This window comes from Rhizobium sp. AG855, assembly GCF_003610655.1.
Lineage (GTDB): Bacteria > Pseudomonadota > Alphaproteobacteria > Rhizobiales > Rhizobiaceae > Allorhizobium > Allorhizobium wuzhouense.
On record NZ_RAQG01000003.1, the window covers coordinates 2,572,883 to 2,590,964 of the forward strand.

The window sequence follows — 18,082 nt, forward strand, 5'->3', positions numbered from 1 at the left end:
GGTGCCTACGGAAATCTACTCGTGCAGCGACTGCACCACCCGGTTGGCGATGGTGAGGCGTTCGGCGAGCGTCGTGGCGCAGAGCCGATGGATGAGAAGTGCCAGTTGCGGATCCGCCTTTTCCAGATGACGCAGTTGTTGCCTGACGAGGCGGTAGACGGTCGAGGGCACTTCGGCGACGACATCGGCCGTGCGCGGACCGCCCCGATAAATCGCGATTTCCCCGAGCACAACACCGGGCTTCACCGTGCGCAGGCGCAAGGACCGGCCATCCGGCAGGCGGGCCTCGACCTTGGCCCTGCCCTTCCACAACAGGAACAGATCATCGCCGGGTTCTCCGGCGCGGATGAAACGATCACCGGGCTCAAGATCGATCCGCTCCATCGCGGCAACCAGATCGTGCAGCCGGGCATTGGGGCCGATGGTCTGGGCGAGATAGTCCTCGACATCGTTCCAGTCGACCTCGCGCGGCAAACTCGCCAGCAGGCGCTCCTCGCAGCGTTCCAGCGCGTGATCGAGATCGCGCTCGATACCGACGGTCGGATCGTCCACGACATCGAGACCATTGCGACGCAGCGCCGTCTCGACCCGTTTGTTCAAGCCGCAGACCAGAAGCTCGACCTCGCTTGCCACCAGCATGTTGCGGATCTTGACGAAGGCGGCGCAGGCGGCGGCGTCCATGCCGCTCACCCGGCGGAAATCGAGAATGACGAAGCGCAGCGACAGTCGGGTGCGATCGGCAAGCCGCTGGCGAACGGCGCCGATGATCTGCTCGACGGTGCCGAAGAAGAGGAATTCCTGGAGTTCCAGAACCTGGACCTGATCGCCTTCGAGATCCAGCACAGCGTTTTCGGCGATGGGACGATCGATGCTGGAGCGGCGCTGACGCCCTGACGTATCGGCCCGGATGACCGAGAGGCGGGCATAGTTGTAGACGAAGGTGACGATCGACAGCGCCAAGCCCAGCGCCATGCCGCCGATGAAGCCGAAGGCCAGCATGCCAAGCGGAATGGCAAGGACCACCAGCCATTCGCTGACAGGCAGCTGGCGGCGCGAACCCCAGAGCCAGTCGTGGATCAACTCGAAACCGAGGGTGAGCATCAGGCCGGCGGCGATGAAGGTGGGCATGGCGCCGGCCAGCTGGCTGGCAAAGGGCAGCATCAGAACCAGGACGCCGGCCGTGGCGATGCCGACCGAACGGGCATGCGCGCCCATGCGGTTGGCGAGCAGGGTCATGCTCAGCCCCGAAAAGCCTGGAGCGCCCCCGAGGCCGCCTGCCACGAGGTTGGCAAGGCCGGCGATGCGCAGTTCGGCATCGGCATCGATCTCACGGCGCGTCGCGACCTCCAGCCCGCTGGTGTTCAGGAGAACGCCGACCATGCTGAGCAGAGCCACCGAGGCGATTGCCGGAAGCGCATGGGCAACCACACCCCAATCCGCGCCGGTGACGATGGCGAGCGGTGACGGCAATTGCAGTCCCGATGTCGGCGGCATCGACGGCAGCCATTGCAGCATACGGGCCTGTTCCGCACTGACGCCGATCACCGCCAACATGGCATAAAACAGCAAAGCGCCCGCGAGCATCACGAGGGGTGCAGTCCCGGGATTGCTGGCATTTTTCAACGCCAGCGTCAGCACGATGGCGAAGATCAGCGCGATATAGAGATTGGCAAGGGCCTGGTGGCCAAGAGGCTGGATGAGGAGCTGTGCCAGCGAGCGATCACCGACCACCATCATGATCGCGCCCTGGATGAGCAGAAAACCGGAGCCTGCGAGGAAGCCTGCCACCACCGAGAAGGGCATGAAACGCACCAGCCGGCCGAAGCGGCAGGCGCCGAAGATCCAGAAGATTGCGCCGGTGACCACCGCGCTTGTGCCGAGGATGGCAAAGGCGGTGTCGATGCGCGCCGCTTCGGAGGCCGATTGGAGCGACGGCTGGGCCATGGCTCCGGCGATGGCTGTCGCGAGGATGGCGATGCTTGCCTCCTGCACCTGACCGACGCTGGAGGGATAGCGGCTGCGCAGGGCAATCAGCAGCGCGATGACGACGCAGGAGAGCAGGATGACACCGACCCCCATGCCGAAACCGGCGGCAAGCGGGCCGGTGAAGATGAGAGCGGCAAATGCGATGCTGGTGCCGAGACCGTCGATGCCCGCAATGCCGGCAAAGAGCAGAGGTGCTGCAAGCCTTGCCAGCCGCCCCTTAGGCAGAGTTTTCGGCACCGTTGCCTCCCGCGCCGGGATGACGGCGTCGGCGGGCAGTTCAGGCTGGAACTTGTAATTGCTGACGTTCACCGTGGCCATTCCTGCAAGCTGGCGGGTCGATGCACCAGGGAGGCGAGGAGTTTGACCGATTGGTAGACCCGGCTTCAGCACCCGACAACGGGCCGCATCCGATGCGCCCAAACTTGGCCGATGATGTCGGCGGAAGCCTTTGTGCGCGTTGGCAAATTTGGCTTCTCATTCGTGCAGCGCCTGGACGACGCGGTTGGCGATGGTCAGGCGCTCGGCAAGCGTCGTGGCGCAGAGCAGGTGTACCAGGACGGCCAGCTGCGGGTCGGTTTGTTCGAGACGGAGCAACTCGCTGCGGGCGAGCCTGTAGACCGTGGACGGCAGTTCGGCAACGACGTCGGCGGTGCGGGGGCCGTCGCGGTAGATCGCGATTTCACCGAGGACGACACCCGGTGTGACGGTGCGCAGGCGCAAGGTGCGGCCATTCGGCAGGCGGGCCTCGATCTTGGCACGGCCTTTCCAGAGGAGGAAAAGATCGTCACCGATCTCGCCGGCGCGGATGATGCGATCACCGGGCGCCACGTCGACGCGCTGCATGATGGCGACGAGGTCGTGCAGGCGGTCGTTCGGCCCGATGGTGCGGGCGAGATAGTCTTCGACATCCTGCCAGCCTTGTTGCCGCAAGGCGCCTGCGAGCAGATGTTGCTCGCAGTGCTCCAGGGCGCGGTCGAGATCGGGTAGACGGAGCAGCGCCGCGTCGTCGTCCAGATCGATGCCGTTGCGGCACAGGGTGCGTTCCGTCTCGCCGGACAGTCCGCAGAAGATCAGAACCGCCCCTTCGGCCGCAACGAGATTGCGGGTCTTCAGGAAGGTGATCGCGGCGGCGGCATCCATGCCGCTCACCCGACGGAAATCGAGGACCACATAATTGAGCCGCAGGCGCGTCTGATTGCGCAGGCGCTGGCGGATCCGGTCCATCACCTGTTCAGCGGTGCCGAAGAAGAGGAATTCCTGCAGTTCGAGCAGCTGGACGCGGTCCCCTTCCCGCTCGATCACGGCGTTTTCGGCAATCGGGCGATCGACGCTCGACCGGCGCTCGCGGGACGAGGCTTCGACACGGATGACGGAGAGACTGGCGTAATTGTAGACGAAGGTGACGACGGAGAGGGCGAGGCCAAGCGCCATCCCCGGGAGGAAACCCATGACGACCATGCCGAGCGGGATGGCGAGCACCGTCAGCCACTCGCTTTGGCTCAACTGGCGGCGCGATTTCCACAACCAGTCATGCAGCATTTCAAAGCCAAGCGTCATCATCAGGCCGGCGGCGATGAAGACAGGCATGATGCCGGCGAGCTGTCCGGCAAAGGGCAGCATCAACAGCAAAACTGCAGCGGTGGCGAGGCCGACAAGCCGTGTCCTTGCTCCCATGCGGTTGGCGAGCATGGTCATGGACAGGCTGGCAAAACCCGGCGGCCCGCCGATCAGACCGACGGCAATATTGGCGAGGCCGGCGGTGCGCATCTCGCGGTTGGCATCGATTTCCCGGCGAGTGGCAACTTCGAGGCCGCTGGAATTGAGAAGAAGGCCGATCATGCTGAGAAGGATGACGGAAGAAACCGCCGGAAGCGTATGGGCCACCGCCCACCAGTCTGCGCCAAAAAAGACGGCGAGCGGTGATGGCAGGTCGAGGCCACCCGATGGTGGCATGGCCGGCAGCCAGTGGATGCGGCGGGCCTGTTCGAGCGGCAGGCCAATCGCGAGCAGCAATCCGTAAAAGAGCAGGCCGCCTCCGAGCATCACCAGCGGACCCGTGGCGGGACTAGCAAAACGGCCGAGGCACCACAACAAGACGATGGCAAAGATGATGGCTACCAGCAGATTGCCGAGGATCGGAAGCCCATGGGGTTGCAATAATGCGTCAAACCCACCCTTACCCAGCACCATCATCACGGCACCCTCGACCATCAGCGCGCCGGAACCAGCCAGGAAGCCGGCGATGACGGAAAAGGGCAGGAACCGGATGAGCCTGCCGAAACCGAAGGCGCCGAAGACCCAGAAGACAACACCGGTTGAAAGTCCGCTCACGGCCAAGACGGCAAAGGCGGTCAGCAACCTCGTCTCATCGGTCGCATCCGTCATCACCGAGGTTGCTGCTGCGATGGCCGAGGCGAGGATGGCAACGCTTGGTTTGCGCACCTGGCCAATGCTGGAGGGATAACGGCTGAACAGCGCCATGGCCAGAACCAGCACGACGCTGGAGAGGAGGATCAGGCCGACACCCATGCCGAAGCCCGAGGCAAGCGCGCCCGTGAAGATCAGGGCGGCAAAGGCGATGCTGGTGGAAAGCCCATCCATGCCGGCGACGAGGGCAAAGAGGAGTGAGGCGGTGATCGTGGCGAAGCGGTCCGAGCTGCGGGAGGCTGTGGGAGTGAGGACGCGGGAGGTCGTTGCACAGTCTGCCGCTTTGGCGGTTGCCTGTGAGGCTGACGGGTCGTTCAGGGACCCAGCGTTGCGTGTCGGACTGTGAAGATTCACTTTGGAATCCATAACGGGGAGCTCGACCACGGATTGGTCTTGCGCAAATGGTAGACATCACCCGAGGCAGGCGGCAACGCTTAGGGGCAATCGGCCCAAAGATGGCCGCCGCATTGCAGCATGTTTATGCCGCGACGCGAAAACAGCACGACGGGAAGAGTGTGCGTTTGTCGCGGGGCAGACATTGCTGTCGTTGCTATAATTCCAATCAGTGTCCGCTTGCACGATCATCTAAATACGTTGATAAGGAACAAGAAATTCGATGTTCCGCAGCTCAATGGACTGTTCAGAAAGAGCCGCAGCGCACGCAGTCTGCTCGAAACTTGGACATTTTTGGCCAGGAAAGGACACCATATGCCCCATCTCTCGATTGAGTTCTCCGAGGGCATCGAGCGGAAATACGATATGCAATTGGTCTGCGAAAAGTTGTTCACGGAACTTGCGGGGAGTCCTGTTTTTGAAGCCTCCGACATCAAAGTTCGCGCGAAGCCCGTCGCTTATTTTCGCATTGGCACCGATCCCCAGACCTTTGTCCATGCCACCCTCCTCCTCATGGAACGGCGCGATGAGGCAACGCGTACAACGCTGAACCGGACGATCATTGAGAGATTGAGAGAGCTCCTTCCAGACGTCGGTAGCATCACGGTTCAAGATCTGGAAATCGAGCGAGCCACTTATCTAAAGAATCTGTTTTAAGCACTGTCGCACGCGCATACCCTGTTTCTGTGCGTCACTGGTTTCGAACGAGAAGCGGACATTAGCAGAACGGCGATAACGTGGAGGTTTGAGCTAGAGCTGGTCAGAAGGTCGCTCGAATTCATGGCCGCTTTTTTTCCTCGGCCTCAGCGACCCGGCCCGGACGACCCTTTGGCCTTCGACAGCACTGCGGTGCCGAGGCGTTCGATGGCGCGGCGCAGATTGTCGTCCTCGATGCCGTCCATCATCGTCTCCAAGCGGCGCGCCTTTTCGCCCTGCAGCTTTTGAAGCGTCGGGCGGCGAAGTGCCGCATTCGAGACCGGTTTCTGCACGATGCGGATCTGGCCGATCGCGGGATAGCCGAAGAAGCCGTTGATGCGGGCGATCAGCTCGCCCTGGGCATGGGACAGGAAAAGGGCGCGTGCGCCCTCGCAGGCGATGGTCAAGACCCCCGGCCGATGGCCGCCGTCTTCCGCAAGATCGCCACGCCGCGGCCAGGCGATCTTTTCCGGCCGGGTGCAATCGGCGAAACTCTCCCCGACGATGTCCTCCCAGGAGCCGAGCAGTGCCGTGTTGATACCGGCGCGGCGCGCAAGCACCGGATCAACGATGCCATTGGCGATCTCGGAGATCTGATGGGCGCCTCTGCGGCTAGGCTGATCCTTGGACATCGTCACTCGCTTTTGGGGCAGCCGAAACTGCGATCACCAGACCAACCCAGAGGAAAAGGGCATTGTAGATCACATGACCAAAGATCTGGTTGACCGCGCCGCCCCAGACATAAACGAAAACAAGAATCGTAGCCATGAACAGGCGCGGGCTGAACAGTTTGTCGCGCGGACAGCGCCATGCGATCCATACCGGACAGAACAGCAGCAGAACCAAAGCCACGAGACCGGGAATGCCATTGTCGAAGGCGGCCGTAATGAACCCATTGTGCCAATGATTGTAGTCATAGCCGAGCAGATCGATGAAATGGCGGCGGTTCTGGAAGCCATGACCGGACCATGGCATCTCAAGAATGCCGTTCAGGCCTTGGGACCACATGATCAGGCGCTCGGTATAGGACCCCCCGAGTTGTGCGGTTTCGTCGCCCTCGACCGCGATCGCCCAGATGTCGGAAAAGCGCTGCCAGCTATCGGAAACGTACAATCCCACTCCCATAAAGAGCAGAACCCCCACAACGGCCAGGCAAACATGCCGAACTTTCATGCGGCCGCGAAGAAAGATCAACCAGTACAAGCCGAGCCCGAAGAGGGGGACTGGTATGATGCTCTTGGTCTGGGAGAAGAGTACGCAGAGAAAACCTGCGCAGAAGCCCGCTGCGGCAAGCCAGCGGTAGCGTCTGTCGGGGTTGTTGAAACCCAAGAGCGCGAAGCTTGAAAAGAGCGCGCTCATTGCAGCGAAGGGGATAGCGTTGCCAGCCCCACCCTCGACCCGCATATTGAGGATGAGCCCCTGGTAGAGAGCGATTGGAAGCGACACCAGCCCCCAAACGGCCGCCGCGATCCACATGGTGCGCAGAAGACTTTCGCGCGGAACCGTCGCCAATCGCGCCGCGACAAAGAAGGGAAGGAGGAAGTTGATGTGCTTGAGCGGCTGGCTCCACTCGTCGTCCGGCTTGGGGAAATAAGTCCCGAAGTGCATGAGAAAATAGATCAGCTGAACAGCGAAATAGAGGCCGGAAAGGGCTACGAACAAACCAATCGCACCATCCAGCCGCGGCTTCAGCACTCCGATGAGGAGATAAATCAGCGCAAGGCCCGCCGTTCCCATAAAACTGAAATCCATCACCGCCTTATGAAGGGAAGACAAGCTCAGGATGGCGAACAGCGCCCATGTCGTATTGCGGGTCAGGTCGGAGCGTTGTAGCTGCATGATCTCTCCGGGTCATTGGTTACGGCTTTGGCCGCGCCACCGTCTAACCGCATCAAGGCTACCGCACAACCGATGAAGCAAGACAAGAGCGCCATTCTTCTCGCTTGGTATGACCGGCATCACAGGGACCTGCCATGGCGCATTTCGCCTGCTGCAGCCAAAGACGGGGCGGTGCCGGACCCTTATCACATCTGGATGTCGGAAGTCATGCTGCAGCAGACGACGGTGGCAGCGGTGAAGGCGTATTTCGCCAAGTTCATCAGCCGCTGGCCGACGGTGACGGACCTCGCGAAGGCGCCGAACGAGGATGTGATGGCGGCCTGGGCGGGGCTTGGCTACTATGCCCGGGCGCGCAATCTGAAGAAATGTGCGGAAGCCGTTGCCTTCAAGCATGGCGGGACCTTTCCCGACACTGAAGAAGGCTTGCGGGCCCTTCCCGGCATCGGCGACTATACCTCGGCAGCGGTTGCGGCGATCGCCTTCAACCGTCCCTCCGCCGTGATGGACGGCAATGTCGAGCGGGTGATCTCGCGGCTCTTCGCCATCGATGCGCCGCTGCCGGGATCCAAGCCGCAGATGAAGGCCAAGGTGGCAAACCTCACCCCGACCGACCGGCCGGGCGATTTTGCCCAGGCGATGATGGATCTGGGTGCCACGATCTGCACGCCCAGGCGACCCGCCTGCGCGCTCTGTCCGTTCAACGGCGACTGCCTTGCCTTGGCAACCGATGATCCCGAACGTTTCCCGGTCAAGGCGGCGAAGAAGGCAAAATCCGTTCGGCTGGGGGCCGCCTTCATTGCGGTGGACCGCGACGGGCGGTTGCTGTTGCGCAAGCGTGTCGACAGCGGGCTTCTGGGCGGCATGACGGAAGTGCCGACGACAGCCTGGACCTCGCGGCAGGATGGCGAGACCGGAGTGGATGCCGCCCCCTTCCCCGCCGCCTGGCAGCCGGCCGGCGCCATCAGCCATGTCTTCACCCATTTCGAACTGCGGCTCTCCATCTTCCGCGCCGGGCCGATCGACATACCCTCGGGAGATCACGGTTTCTGGGTGCCGGTCATCGAACTTGATGGGGAGGCGCTGCCAACCGTCATGAAGAAGGCAATTGTGGCGGCTATTCCGACAGCCTTTCCAACTCCTAAGGGATAAAACATGACCGAGATTCGCCATATCGTCTTCGACATCGGCAAGGTGCTGATCCATTACGATCCAAACCTGCCGTATCAGCGGATCATTCCCGATCCCGACGAAAGGGCGAAGTTCTTTGCGACCGTCTGCACCCATGACTGGAACATCGAGCAGGATCGCGGCCGCAGCTGGGCCGAGGCGGAGGCCCTGCTCATTGGCGAATTTCCCGAGCACGAGGACAAGATCCGCGCTTTCCGGCGCCATTGGGCCGAGATGGTCCCGCATGCCTATGAGGACAGCGTCGCGATCATGACCAGCCTGATCGCATCGGGCCATGACGTGACGATGTTGACCAATTTTGCCGCCGACACCTTTGGCGAAGCGCGCAAGATGTACCCCTTCCTGAACGCGCCGCGCGGCGTCACCGTGTCGGGCGAAGTTGGCCTGATCAAGCCGGATGTGGCGATTTTCCAGCGCCATGCGAAAGATTTCGACCTGTCCCCCGCCCATAGCGTCTTCATCGACGACAGTGTCCCCAATGTCGAAGGTGCGCGCGCCGCCGGCTGGCAGGCCGTGCATTTTACCGGGGCGGACCAACTGAAGGCGGATCTGCTGGCGCTGGGCGTCGGTGTGTAAAGTCAGCGCTGACAAAAAAATAGGCGCGGGTGGAGTTGGCGGACCCCGACCCGCGCCAGTTCCGGTCGCAAGCGACCGAAGGCGTTCCGGGCGGGTCGATTGACTGACGTCGTCCGTATTTGTGTGTGTGGTGGTACGGTTGCCGGCTTGTCCGAAACTGGTCTCGATGACTAGATACCGTAAACGAAACCCGTCCGACGCAATTGCCGGTTCTTCCTCCCCCGGCCCTGTCGCTGATCTGCCCTGGAGACCCCATGTCCTTCGATCCCGTCGCTGCTGCCCGCACCTTTCACGAGGCGATCAATGCGCTCGATTTCACCACCATCGACGCCTTCTTTGCCGAGGACGCCGTCTATGGTTCGGTGAAGGTCGGCCAGCTCTCCGGCAAGGCCGAGATCATGGCGGCGTTCCGGCGCTATTTCGATACCTATCCGGATCAGGTGGCCGTCGACGAATTGACGGAGGCGGTGTCGCCGATGGCAGCGCGCGCCGTGTGGCGGCTTAAGGCGACGCATGCGCAGACGGGGGAACCGCTGGTGCGCTTCGGCGAGGAGACGATCACCTTCAACGACAAGGGCCAGATCATCTCGGTCGATGTGACCGACTATAAGGTCTGACGGGTCTCAGAGCGGACGGACCACATGTTCGAATGAAGCGGATGAAGAGGGCTGACGTGCTCATTTCGTCATGCTCGGGCTTGTCCCGAGCATCTACACCCCGTTGAATTCATTCAGCCTTGGCAGATCCTCGGCACAAGGCCGAGGATGACGTCGTGGTTGCCGAACGCAAAACGCCCGCTTGAGATGAGCGGGCGTCTTTCATTGTGTTAATCGGCTCGGCTCTCAGCCGAGCTTGCCCATGCCGGCGCGGACGATGGCGCGCAGGTCGTCGATCGGCTTCAACGCGCCCTCTTCCTCGAAGTGCCAGAAGGTCCAGCCATTGCAGGCATCCAGCCCCTGCACCTTGGCGCCGAGGCGATGTATGGAGCCGGCCTCGCCGTTCGAGACCAGCGTGCCATCGGCGCGGATGATCGCGGAGTGGCGGCGCTTGGCGTCGGTCAGCACCTGGCCGGGCTTGACCAGGCCGCTTTCGACCAGCGTGTTGAAGGCAACGCGGGCTTCGCCCTTCTTGCCGGTCAGCACGGTCAGTTCGACTTTACCCAAAGGCTCGACTGCGGCGATGCGGGCCGAGGCTGCATCGATATATTCCTGCTCGCGTTCGATGCCGACGAAATGGCGGCCCAAACGCTTGGCAACGGCGCCTGTGGTGCCGGAGCCGAAGAAGGGATCGAGCACGATGTCACCCGGCTTGGTGGACGCCATGATGACGCGGGCGAGCAGCGCTTCCGGCTTCTGGGTCGGATGGACCTTCTTGCCGTCGTCGCCCTTCAACCGCTCGCCGCCCGAGCAGATCGGGAAGAGCCAGTCGGAGCGCATCTGGACGTCGTCATTCGACGCCTTCATCGCATCGTAATTGAAGGTGTAACCCTTGGCTTTCGGATCAGGCGAGGCCCAGATCATGGTTTCATGGGCGTTCTGGAAACGGCGACCCTTGAAATTCGGCATCGGATTGGTCTTGCGCCAGACGATGTCGTTGAGGATCCAGAAATTCATGTCCTGCAGCGTCGCGCCAACACGGAAAATGTTGTGGTAGCTGCCGATGACCCAGATCGTGCCCGTCGGCTTCAAGACGCGACGGCAGGCGAGCAACCAGGCGCGGGTGAAGGCGTCATAGGCCTCGAAGGAGGCGAACTGGTCCCATTCGTCGTCGCAGGCATCGACGAGCGACTGGTCGGGCCGATGCAAGGCACCGCCAAGCTGCAGGTTATACGGCGGGTCTGCAAAGATGACGTCGACGGATTTGTCGGGAAGGGCTTCGAGAGCGGAGACGCAATCGCCCTTGATGATGCTGTCGACCCAGGCGAGCGGGTCGGACGAACGGCGGAGTTCGGCAATCGGAAATACAGAAGCCATTGGTTACTCACTCTTACGCTGACGCAGCACGGGAACACGAGGCTTATGGTTACCGAAGTTGGTTACTGAAGCGTGAAGAGGGGATGAGATTTTGTGCGGGGGTGGGATGGGGGGGCCGATCACGGGTAATGAGGAGAGTTTAATTTCAGCGCCCACCTAGGATAGCCATAGAGCAGTCTTGCACCTATGATTGCAGCCAAGCTGTCGAACATACGGCAATGCCGCACAACATCCTTGACAGTGAAGACGGCAATGCCGTACAAGTGAGCCTCCGATGCAGACTGTCATTCAGACTCCGACGTTTCTGATTCAGGCCAAGCGCTGCGGCCTCTCTGATGAAGAGCTTCAAGAGATTTTAGCCGTGATTGCCGCCGATCCCGAAGGCGGAGACCTGATGCCGGGAACGGGTGGGGCGCGAAAGCTGCGGCATGCGCGCGAGGGTCAGGGTAAACGTGGAGGCTTTCGGACCATCCACTATTTCGGTGGAGGAGACATTCCGGTGTTTGCCCTTGCCATTTACGGGAAGAACGACAAGGGCAACCTTTCGAAAGCCGAGCGGAACGAATTGGCGCGCATCCTGCCCAGGCTGGGTGATGCTTACAGACAGAGAAAGACCAGAGCATGAGTTTTGGAAAGGAGCTGATCCAGAGCGCCGAGGAAGCCCTTGCTATTGCCGAGGGCCGGGCCGAACCTGCCGCTGTCTTCGTGCCCGAAACGATTGACGTGGCAGCCATCCGCAAGCGCCTTAAGCTTTCGCAGGCGGAGTTTGCGAGGCGTTACGGTCTGCCTGCCGGGACCATCAAGGACTGGGAGCAGAAGCGTCGCCAACCTGACCGGGCCGCTCTGGTGCTGCTGAAAGTGATCGATCAAGCGCCTGAGATGGTTGCGCAGGCGCTCTTATCCCGCGCTTAAGTCGGGGAAATCCGACCTCCCCAGGTAAATTCAAAGCGTTACCGTCCCGCATCCCACTCTTTCACCACCGCCTTTTTCGCCTGATCCCGCCACACCCGGATGAGGTTTTGCCGCACCCATTCGATATCGACTCGATCCGGGCGGGCGAGCACCATCGGATAGGGGCGATGGTGATCCGTGGTGAAGAAGGTGTCGGGGTCCATCTCGATCAGGTGGTCGCGCTCCTCGAAGGGGACCTTGAAGACCGGGCAGTCATGGGTCGGGTTCCAGAACAGCATGGCCTTGCCGTTGACCTTGAAGGACGGATGCCCCCAGGAGGTGGTTTCCTCCGTTGTCGGCAAAGCGAGGATGATCTGGCGCAGGGTGTCGAGGGTGATCATGGTGGGGCCTCCGGGCGCGAAGTGTGCCAGAGGTTGTGGGAGGTGTCATCTGTCTGGGACAGCCCCTCGTCCCCCGGCGCAACGAGTTGCGCCTGACCCTTCGGGCACCGTCTCCCCGCAGGCGGGGCGAACGGGACACCGCCGGCGTCAGATCCCAACCCGCACGCCGACATACCCACCGTCGGCAACGCTGTCGCAAAGCTCCGACCATTCGCAGCCCGAACAGGCGGTGCGGATCTCGCCGGTGGCGAAGGTTTTTCTGAGCCGGGCGAGGAGTGCGGCTGACGGCGTGATGCGGGCGCCGGGCGGCAGCGGACTGCCGATGAGGCGGGCGACGGCGTCAGCGGCTTCGCGGTCCCGCTCGGCGACGCTTGGCCCATGGCAATGGGCCTCGGGGTCTGCGGTGAGCGGGCCGCAGATGTCGTCCGGCCCGGCCACCAGTTCGATTTCCTCGCCGGCCGAGAGACGGGCGGCGATTGCCTCGTAGTTCTCGACGAAGGCGGGAGAATAGCCCTTGCCGACATAGGTCAGCATGCAGAGCAGGTGGTGGGGGCGGAGCCGGACGGTCATCAGTCTATCGTGGCAGATCGCAGGTCAGAGGTCGAGCGGCTGTGCCTTGCGGCGGGCAAGGGCCAGCAGCACGGCAGCGGCGAGCGCCGATTTGATCACGGCACCCAGGATGAAGGGTGTCACGCCAAAGGCCAGACCTTTTTCCAGACCGATCATCCAGGACAACCAGGCGCCGCCGATGGCGAGGCACAGAATGTTGGCGGCGAGATGGGCGACGAAGCTCTTTACGACGTGCTCACCCGTCCAGCCCTTTTCCGCGAGAAAGCCGGCAAGGGCAGCGATGATCGGGAAGGAGACGAGATAACCAGCCGTCGGGCCGACAAAGGGGGCAAGGCCGCCGGAGGCATTGGCGAGGACCGGAAGGCCCAACATCGCCTCGCCGAGCCAGGCGAGCACGGTGAGCGCTCCCAAGCGCCAGCCATAGAGCACGCCGAGCATGGTCAGTGCGAAGGTCTGCAGGGTGATCGGGACCGGCACCATGGGAACCGAGACCTGGGAGGCGAGCGCCAGGATGCCGGTGCCGGATAGCACAAGCGCGGCCTTTACCGGCAGCGAACGGCCGGACAGTCCGAGCGGATCGAAACGGTGGGACAGGGCGGAAGCAGTCGTCATCGCAATCTCCATTTTATAGATAATCTTATTCACGGCGAATCTTTTATCTATGATTTTAGTGGGCGGCAAGCCTGAGCCAGGCCAGCCAGATGCAATCGTGTGGACGACAAATGGCCAGCCCTGCGATTTCTCGCGACGGAAATCCCGGCAAGCGCTTGAGTTTCCGGGCATATTTTCCCGAACTCATGCAATCACAATATCAGTTGACTTATTATCTATAATTTTGGAACTGCCGAGTCTATGAGCTCCAAGGCAAGGACCTAGCCTAAAAATGGTCCGGCAATCACGGCATTTCCGAAAACCATCATTTACAAATAACCCGCAGGATGAGGCGGAATGCGATCGTGTGGCTGGCGGGGTGCGGCGGATATTCCGTACTCGTCATCCGCGTCGAGCACGCCTTTCCACCTCAACACGGGAGCCGACCGATGTGTCTCGACTGCAATGACCTTGGCATGAAAGGTCTGAAGCGCCGCCATCTGATGAAACTCGCCGGCCTCGGCTTTGTCGCAAGCGGGATCGCGCCGATGGCGCAGGCCTCCGAGACGAAAAAGAGCGCGGCCACAGACGCGCATGGCGCGGACGGGCATGCGGTCGAGGCGCCAGCCGAGAGCGGCCATGACGCGCCCCAGGCGGCCGAGGCCAAGCCGGCGGCCGACCCGCATGCGGCACCGACCGACGGGCTGACGCCGAAACAGGCGCTGACCAAACTGAAAGAGGGCAATCGCCGCTTCGTCGAGGATGCCAATGCCTGCGCCGCCGATCTTGCCGAACGCCGCACCGAGCTTGCCGGCGGGCAACACCCCTGGGCGATCGTGCTCACCTGCTCCGACAGCCGGGTGACGCCGGAGCTGATCTTTGGCGGCGTGACGCTTGGCGAACTCTTTGTCGTGCGCAATGCCGGCAATGTGCTCGATACCGGCGCGCTGGGCACGATCGAATATGGCACGGAACATCTGCATGCGCCGCTGGTGGTGGTCATGGGCCACAAGAAATGCGGGGCGGTGGCGGCCGCCTGCGACGTGGTGAAGAAGGGGGCTGAGCTCGAAGGCTCGATCGGCAAGATGGTGCAGCCGATCCTGCCGGTGGCGCTGGCCGCCCTGTTCACATCTGAGGATTTCGTCGGCCAGACCGTGCGCAACAATGCCGTTTCCGGGGCCAAACGCATTACCGAAGAAAGCGCCATCGTCTCGCATCTGGTGGATAGCGGGGCGGTGAAGGTGATTGCAGCCGTCTATGACATCGAGACGGGCGAAGTGCAGTTCATCGACAAGATCGCGTAGGGAACACAGGGCCCGAACCACCCTCCCCTTGAGGGGGAGGGTCGGACCGCAGGTCCGGGGTGGGGTGAGCAAGGGTGGCCGCCGCCGTCCATGGCGCTCGTGGAAAATCACCCCACCCGCCGCTTTGCGGCGCCCCCCTCAAGGGGAGGTGGGTAGAGCGTGGCATCTCAGCGGAGGCAAATCCCGGATGCTCTGGCTGAAAAACACTGGCGTTTCGGCGGAACCACCCTCCCCTTGAGGGGGAGGGTCGGACCGTAGGTCCGGGGTGGGTGAGCAAAGGTGGCCGCCGCCGTCCATGGCACTCATGGAAAATCACACCACCCGCCGCTTTGCGGCGACCTCCCCCTTAAGGGTAGGTAGGGGAGATCTCAGCCGACGATCGCAAAGCCTTCGGTCTCCGCACGGCCCGGCACCGGCATCGGCGCGCGGCCGATCCATTGGACGTGGCGTTCCAGGATGCGGGCGGCTTCCGTCGCATTGCCGGATTTCAGCGCTTCCAAGATGGCACGGTGATCGTGGTCGGTGCGGGCTTCCCAGGTGGCGCGCCAGGCGACGAAGAGGAAGCGGGCGGAGACGGCATGCAGATCGTCGATGACCGAGAGCAGGCGCGGCATGCCGCAGGTCGAGACGATCAGGCGGTGGAAGCGGCGGTTGGCCTCCTCCCAGGTTCGCACGTCCTTGGCATCATCAGCATCGGCTGCGGCCCGTTCGGCGGCGGCCAGCACGTCGGGCGTCAAGTTCGGGGCAGCGTGACGCAGCGCCAGGACTTCGAGGGCGGCGCGCATTTCGGCGACTTCGCGCACCTGCTTCAGGTCGAAACTCGCGACCCGCACGCCCCGGCGTGGAATGCTGACGACGAGGCCCTGCGCCTCCAGCCGGCGAAAGGCCTCGCGCACCGGCACGTGGCTTGCGCCGAACTCCTCGGCGATGTGATCCTGCGCCAGCCGCGAACCGGGCACGAGCTCGCCATGGATGATACGCTCCGCCAGCGCACGGCTGATGCGGCTCGCAATCGTATCCTCAGGCGAATCTTCGGGCTTTTTCGGCATGGATCCCTGCATAGTCAGCGGGACGCGGCTTGTCGAGGGAGGGACGACGGGAGCGTCAGTCGATGGCCCGCAGGATGGCCTGCCAATCCTGGCCGCCGCCCAGAACGCGGAGTATGGTCACCTCGCCTCCCACGCCGATATAGACGATCAGGTGACTGCTAAAAGGATAGATCCGTACCGGAGGTGTGAATTCGAGACACTCGCGAAACAGGGTCGGCGTCCGGCCAACCCGGTCAAATGCCAAGACGAGTTCATCGAGATACCGATCGGCCTGATCGACAGACCAGATTTCCGCACCATAGGTCCAGATGGTTTCAAGATCCCGCAGCGCTTCCGGCGCGATTGCATAGGTGCCGCTAGCGGGCGCCATGGCTTTCTCGCATGCGCCGCTTGAACGCCTCCGGATCGAAGGGTTCCGGTGGGCCGCTTTCGACGCCCTTGGCGATGGCGGCCTGGAGTTGTTCGAAGGCTCCCAGCCGCTCCTGATCCTTGCGGATCAGGTCACGGATATAGTCGCTGGCATTGCCGTAGCGACCGCTCTCGGCCTGACGCTCTACCCAGGCCTTCATCGGATCGGGCAGTGATACATTCATCGTTGCCATGGGCTGCCTCCTGTCATTCAGAGAATGATGGTGCTTATGGCAAAGTTTGTCAAAGCTCTCCCCTCACCTATGCTGCGCGCGGCTATCCTCCGGCGCCTCCTCCCGCTCCGTCAGGCCATAGTCGCGCAGGACATGGGCGACGCGCAGACGGTAGTCGGCGAAGATGCCGCCACGGCCCGCGCCCTGGGCGGCGCGATGATCCGGGGTTTCGCGCCAGCGGCGCACGGCCTCTTCGTCGCGCCAGAAGGACAGCGACAAGAGCTTGCCGCGCGTGGTCAGGCTTTCGAAACGCTCGACGGAGATGAAGCCGTCGATCTTTTCCAGCCGGGCGCGCAGGTCGCCGGCGAGATCAAGATAGCGGTGGCGCTCGCCGATGAAGGGCACGACCTCGAAGATGACGGCGATCATGGCTGAACCTTCGATGATGGCGGGTTCGACACGTTCTTCAGGAAGAGACGGTCTTCTTCCAGGATGAAGCGGGCGCTTTTGGCGAATTCGTAATTGGCCTTGCCGAGCGGATCGGCTGCAAGCCTTGCGCGGTAGGTCTCATAAGCCGCGAGATCCTCGATATGGTAGACGCCGTAGGCAGTCGTGGCGGAGCCCTCATGCGGGGCGAAATAGCCGACGAGATCGGCGCCGCAGCGCGGGATCGCCTCGCCCCAGTTGCGGGCGTAAGTTGCGAAGTCATCGCGGCCGAAGGGGTCGATGCGGTAACGGATGATGCAGGTGATCATGGCTGGCTCCTCGTTGTTGACGAGGCGGTTCTGGCATAGCGGCATCGGGTGATGCTTCGATCGCGGTCGAAGTTTCGGCGGTCTCTTTTCCGCGACAGTTCGACCGGGATCGAAGCATGGGCTACATTGTTGCTCCATACTATAACCGACAGAGGAGAGCATTTCATGGCCGAAGGACCCGACATTGCGCGCATCGCTTCGCTGATCGGCGATCCCGCACGCTCGAACATGCTGCTGGCCCTTCTCGGCGGCAAGGCGTTGACGGCGACGGAACTGGCGGGGGCGGCCGGCGTGACGCTTCCGACGGCGAGTTCCCATCTGTCGAAACTCGAAGAGGGTGGATTGCTTTCGCAACGCAAGCAGGGCCGGCATCGCTATTTCGCGCTGGCCGATGGCCATGTCGGGGCAATGATCGAGAGCCTGATGAGCTTTTCGGCAACGCGCGGGCACCTGCGCCATCGCACCGGGCCGAAGGAGCCGGAGCTCCGGAAAGCCCGCATCTGCTACGACCATCTGGCCGGCGATTATGGCGTGCGCATGCTGGACAGCCTGGTCGCGCGAGGGGCGATCCGCACGGAAGACGAGGCACTGACTTTGACGTCGGCCGGTGACATGCTGCTGAGCGACCACGGTGTCGATATCGGCAGCCTGCGGGCCAAACGCCGCCCGCTCTGCCGCGCCTGCCTCGACTGGAGCGAGCGGCGCACGCATCTGGCCGGCTCGCTGGGCGCCGCGCTTCTTTCACACGTCCTCGACCAGGGGCATGCCCGGCGGGTCGAGGAAAGCCGGATCATCCGCTTTTCGCCGGAAGGCGAGCGCCGGTTTCTCGCGATGTTTCCCATGGCTTGAAGATGCGATGTGC

General features: G+C 62.6%; 21 protein-coding genes. 7 read left to right on the forward strand and 14 right to left on the reverse strand.

What is annotated here, in order from left to right:
- Window positions 1-15: 15 nt before the first annotated feature.
- The 5 genes from DFO46_RS12755 to DFO46_RS12775 form a co-directional block, all read right to left on the reverse strand.
- Window positions 16-2,295 carry a SulP family inorganic anion transporter gene (locus tag DFO46_RS12755; RefSeq protein WP_210210628.1) on the reverse strand — a complete coding sequence of 760 codons (2,280 nt, stop codon included), beginning with the start codon at window positions 2,293-2,295 and terminating at the stop codon, window positions 16-18.
- A gap of 165 nt (window positions 2,296-2,460) precedes the next feature.
- A complete protein-coding gene (locus tag DFO46_RS12760; protein ID WP_183041892.1) occupies window positions 2,461-4,767 on the reverse strand; it encodes a SulP family inorganic anion transporter in 2,307 nt (768 codons plus the stop codon).
- Window positions 4,768-4,998: 231 nt separating this feature from the next.
- Complete coding sequence (locus DFO46_RS24145) at window positions 4,999-5,304, reverse strand: hypothetical protein (RefSeq protein ID WP_245422570.1); 306 nt, start codon at window positions 5,302-5,304, stop codon at window positions 4,999-5,001.
- Between the two features lie 305 nt (window positions 5,305-5,609).
- A complete protein-coding gene (locus DFO46_RS12770; protein ID WP_120277552.1) occupies window positions 5,610-6,134 on the reverse strand; it encodes a DUF721 domain-containing protein in 525 nt (174 codons plus the stop codon).
- Window positions 6,115-7,341, reverse strand: a complete 1,227-nt coding sequence (locus tag DFO46_RS12775; RefSeq protein ID WP_120277553.1) for an O-antigen ligase family protein — start codon at window positions 7,339-7,341, stop codon at window positions 6,115-6,117. The genes DFO46_RS12770 and DFO46_RS12775 overlap by 20 nt, the downstream gene beginning before the upstream one ends.
- Window positions 7,342-7,413: 72 nt before the next feature.
- Here DFO46_RS12775 and mutY point away from each other — a divergent pair, with 72 nt between their 5' ends.
- The 3 genes from mutY (at window position 7,414) to DFO46_RS12790 (ending at window position 9,722) form a co-directional block, all read left to right on the forward strand.
- Entirely contained in the window at window positions 7,414-8,490 is a 1,077-nt protein-coding gene (mutY, locus tag DFO46_RS12780) for an A/G-specific adenine glycosylase (protein ID WP_120277554.1), read from the forward strand.
- 3 nt (window positions 8,491-8,493) lie between these two features.
- Window positions 8,494-9,105, forward strand: a complete 612-nt coding sequence (locus DFO46_RS12785) for an HAD family phosphatase (RefSeq protein WP_120277555.1) — start codon at window positions 8,494-8,496, stop codon at window positions 9,103-9,105.
- 254 nt (window positions 9,106-9,359) lie between these two features.
- Window positions 9,360-9,722 (forward strand): nuclear transport factor 2 family protein, encoded by a 363-nt coding sequence (locus tag DFO46_RS12790; protein ID WP_120277556.1) that lies wholly within the window; start codon window positions 9,360-9,362, stop codon window positions 9,720-9,722.
- 225 nt (window positions 9,723-9,947) lie between these two features.
- Here the strand turns inward: DFO46_RS12790 and DFO46_RS12795 are convergent, their stop codons facing one another.
- On the reverse strand, window positions 9,948-11,078 hold the full coding sequence (locus DFO46_RS12795) for a site-specific DNA-methyltransferase (RefSeq protein WP_120277557.1): 1,131 nt from the start codon (window positions 11,076-11,078) through the stop codon (window positions 9,948-9,950).
- Window positions 11,079-11,352: 274 nt separating this feature from the next.
- On the opposite strand from DFO46_RS12795, the gene DFO46_RS12800 reads away from it, so the two are divergent.
- Both DFO46_RS12800 and nadS read left to right on the forward strand, forming a co-directional pair.
- Window positions 11,353-11,703: a type II toxin-antitoxin system RelE/ParE family toxin gene (locus DFO46_RS12800; RefSeq protein ID WP_120277558.1), complete on the forward strand. Its 351-nt coding sequence runs from the start codon at window positions 11,353-11,355 to the stop codon at window positions 11,701-11,703.
- Complete coding sequence (gene nadS / locus DFO46_RS12805) at window positions 11,700-11,990, forward strand: NadS family protein (protein WP_120277559.1); 291 nt, start codon at window positions 11,700-11,702, stop codon at window positions 11,988-11,990. The genes DFO46_RS12800 and nadS overlap by 4 nt, the downstream gene beginning before the upstream one ends.
- A 38-nt stretch (window positions 11,991-12,028) precedes the next feature.
- Here nadS and DFO46_RS12810 read toward each other — a convergent pair whose 3' ends face one another.
- The 3 genes from DFO46_RS12810 to DFO46_RS12820 form a co-directional block, all read right to left on the reverse strand.
- Window positions 12,029-12,370 (reverse strand): MmcQ/YjbR family DNA-binding protein, encoded by a 342-nt coding sequence (locus DFO46_RS12810; protein WP_120277560.1) that lies wholly within the window; start codon window positions 12,368-12,370, stop codon window positions 12,029-12,031.
- 147 nt (window positions 12,371-12,517) lie between these two features.
- A complete protein-coding gene (locus tag DFO46_RS12815) occupies window positions 12,518-12,940 on the reverse strand; it encodes a DUF1284 domain-containing protein (RefSeq protein WP_120277561.1) in 423 nt (140 codons plus the stop codon).
- Window positions 12,941-12,964: 24 nt separating this feature from the next.
- Window positions 12,965-13,552: a biotin transporter BioY gene (locus DFO46_RS12820; RefSeq protein WP_120277562.1), complete on the reverse strand. Its 588-nt coding sequence runs from the start codon at window positions 13,550-13,552 to the stop codon at window positions 12,965-12,967.
- 455 nt (window positions 13,553-14,007) lie between these two features.
- On the opposite strand from DFO46_RS12820, the gene DFO46_RS12825 reads away from it, so the two are divergent.
- The gene (locus DFO46_RS12825) at window positions 14,008-14,835 is read left to right on the forward strand and encodes a carbonic anhydrase (RefSeq protein ID WP_245422571.1); all 828 of its coding nucleotides are present in this window, start codon (window positions 14,008-14,010) and stop codon (window positions 14,833-14,835) included.
- A gap of 368 nt (window positions 14,836-15,203) precedes the next feature.
- On the opposite strand, the gene DFO46_RS12830 is transcribed toward DFO46_RS12825, so the two are convergent.
- The 5 genes from DFO46_RS12830 to DFO46_RS12850 form a co-directional block, all read right to left on the reverse strand.
- A complete protein-coding gene (locus DFO46_RS12830) occupies window positions 15,204-15,884 on the reverse strand; it encodes a GntR family transcriptional regulator (protein ID WP_110789587.1) in 681 nt (226 codons plus the stop codon).
- 55 nt (window positions 15,885-15,939) lie between these two features.
- The gene (locus DFO46_RS12835) at window positions 15,940-16,254 is read right to left on the reverse strand and encodes a type II toxin-antitoxin system RelE/ParE family toxin (protein WP_120277563.1); all 315 of its coding nucleotides are present in this window, start codon (window positions 16,252-16,254) and stop codon (window positions 15,940-15,942) included.
- Complete coding sequence (locus DFO46_RS12840; RefSeq protein ID WP_120277564.1) at window positions 16,241-16,486, reverse strand: type II toxin-antitoxin system ParD family antitoxin; 246 nt, start codon at window positions 16,484-16,486, stop codon at window positions 16,241-16,243. Before DFO46_RS12840 ends, DFO46_RS12835 begins: the two co-directional genes overlap by 14 nt.
- A 63-nt stretch (window positions 16,487-16,549) precedes the next feature.
- Window positions 16,550-16,894, reverse strand: coding sequence for an antibiotic biosynthesis monooxygenase (locus tag DFO46_RS12845; RefSeq protein WP_120277565.1), 345 nt, complete (start codon window positions 16,892-16,894; stop codon window positions 16,550-16,552).
- Entirely contained in the window at window positions 16,891-17,220 is a 330-nt protein-coding gene (locus DFO46_RS12850) for an NIPSNAP family protein (protein WP_120278250.1), read from the reverse strand. Before DFO46_RS12850 ends, DFO46_RS12845 begins: the two co-directional genes overlap by 4 nt.
- 165 nt (window positions 17,221-17,385) lie before the next feature.
- Between DFO46_RS12850 and DFO46_RS12855 the strand changes: the two genes are divergently transcribed.
- A complete protein-coding gene (locus tag DFO46_RS12855) occupies window positions 17,386-18,069 on the forward strand; it encodes a helix-turn-helix domain-containing protein (RefSeq protein ID WP_120277566.1) in 684 nt (227 codons plus the stop codon).
- Window positions 18,070-18,082 lie beyond the last annotated feature (13 nt).

Coding starts and splice junctions, on each gene's coding strand:
- DFO46_RS24145 (WP_245422570.1), bottom strand. CDS start 5,304: ATGGACAAAGGTCTGGGGATCGGTGCCAATGCGAAAATAAGCGACGGG.
- DFO46_RS12770 (WP_120277552.1), bottom strand. CDS start 6,134: ATGTCCAAGGATCAGCCTAGCCGCAGAGGCGCCCATCAGATCTCCGAG.
- DFO46_RS12775 (WP_120277553.1), bottom strand. CDS start 7,341: ATGCAGCTACAACGCTCCGACCTGACCCGCAATACGACATGGGCGCTG.
- mutY (WP_120277554.1), top strand. CDS start 7,414: ATGAAGCAAGACAAGAGCGCCATTCTTCTCGCTTGGTATGACCGGCAT.
- DFO46_RS12785 (WP_120277555.1), top strand. CDS start 8,494: ATGACCGAGATTCGCCATATCGTCTTCGACATCGGCAAGGTGCTGATC.
- DFO46_RS12790 (WP_120277556.1), top strand. CDS start 9,360: ATGTCCTTCGATCCCGTCGCTGCTGCCCGCACCTTTCACGAGGCGATC.
- DFO46_RS12795 (WP_120277557.1), bottom strand. CDS start 11,078: ATGGCTTCTGTATTTCCGATTGCCGAACTCCGCCGTTCGTCCGACCCG.
- DFO46_RS12800 (WP_120277558.1), top strand. CDS start 11,353: ATGCAGACTGTCATTCAGACTCCGACGTTTCTGATTCAGGCCAAGCGC.
- nadS (WP_120277559.1), top strand. CDS start 11,700: ATGAGTTTTGGAAAGGAGCTGATCCAGAGCGCCGAGGAAGCCCTTGCT.
- DFO46_RS12810 (WP_120277560.1), bottom strand. CDS start 12,370: ATGATCACCCTCGACACCCTGCGCCAGATCATCCTCGCTTTGCCGACA.
- DFO46_RS12815 (WP_120277561.1), bottom strand. CDS start 12,940: ATGACCGTCCGGCTCCGCCCCCACCACCTGCTCTGCATGCTGACCTAT.
- DFO46_RS12820 (WP_120277562.1), bottom strand. CDS start 13,552: ATGACGACTGCTTCCGCCCTGTCCCACCGTTTCGATCCGCTCGGACTG.
- DFO46_RS12825 (WP_245422571.1), top strand. CDS start 14,008: ATGAAAGGTCTGAAGCGCCGCCATCTGATGAAACTCGCCGGCCTCGGC.
- DFO46_RS12830 (WP_110789587.1), bottom strand. CDS start 15,884: ATGCCGAAAAAGCCCGAAGATTCGCCTGAGGATACGATTGCGAGCCGC.
- DFO46_RS12835 (WP_120277563.1), bottom strand. CDS start 16,254: ATGGCGCCCGCTAGCGGCACCTATGCAATCGCGCCGGAAGCGCTGCGG.
- DFO46_RS12840 (WP_120277564.1), bottom strand. CDS start 16,486: ATGGCAACGATGAATGTATCACTGCCCGATCCGATGAAGGCCTGGGTA.
- DFO46_RS12845 (WP_120277565.1), bottom strand. CDS start 16,894: ATGATCGCCGTCATCTTCGAGGTCGTGCCCTTCATCGGCGAGCGCCAC.
- DFO46_RS12850 (WP_120278250.1), bottom strand. CDS start 17,220: ATGATCACCTGCATCATCCGTTACCGCATCGACCCCTTCGGCCGCGAT.
- DFO46_RS12855 (WP_120277566.1), top strand. CDS start 17,386: ATGGCCGAAGGACCCGACATTGCGCGCATCGCTTCGCTGATCGGCGAT.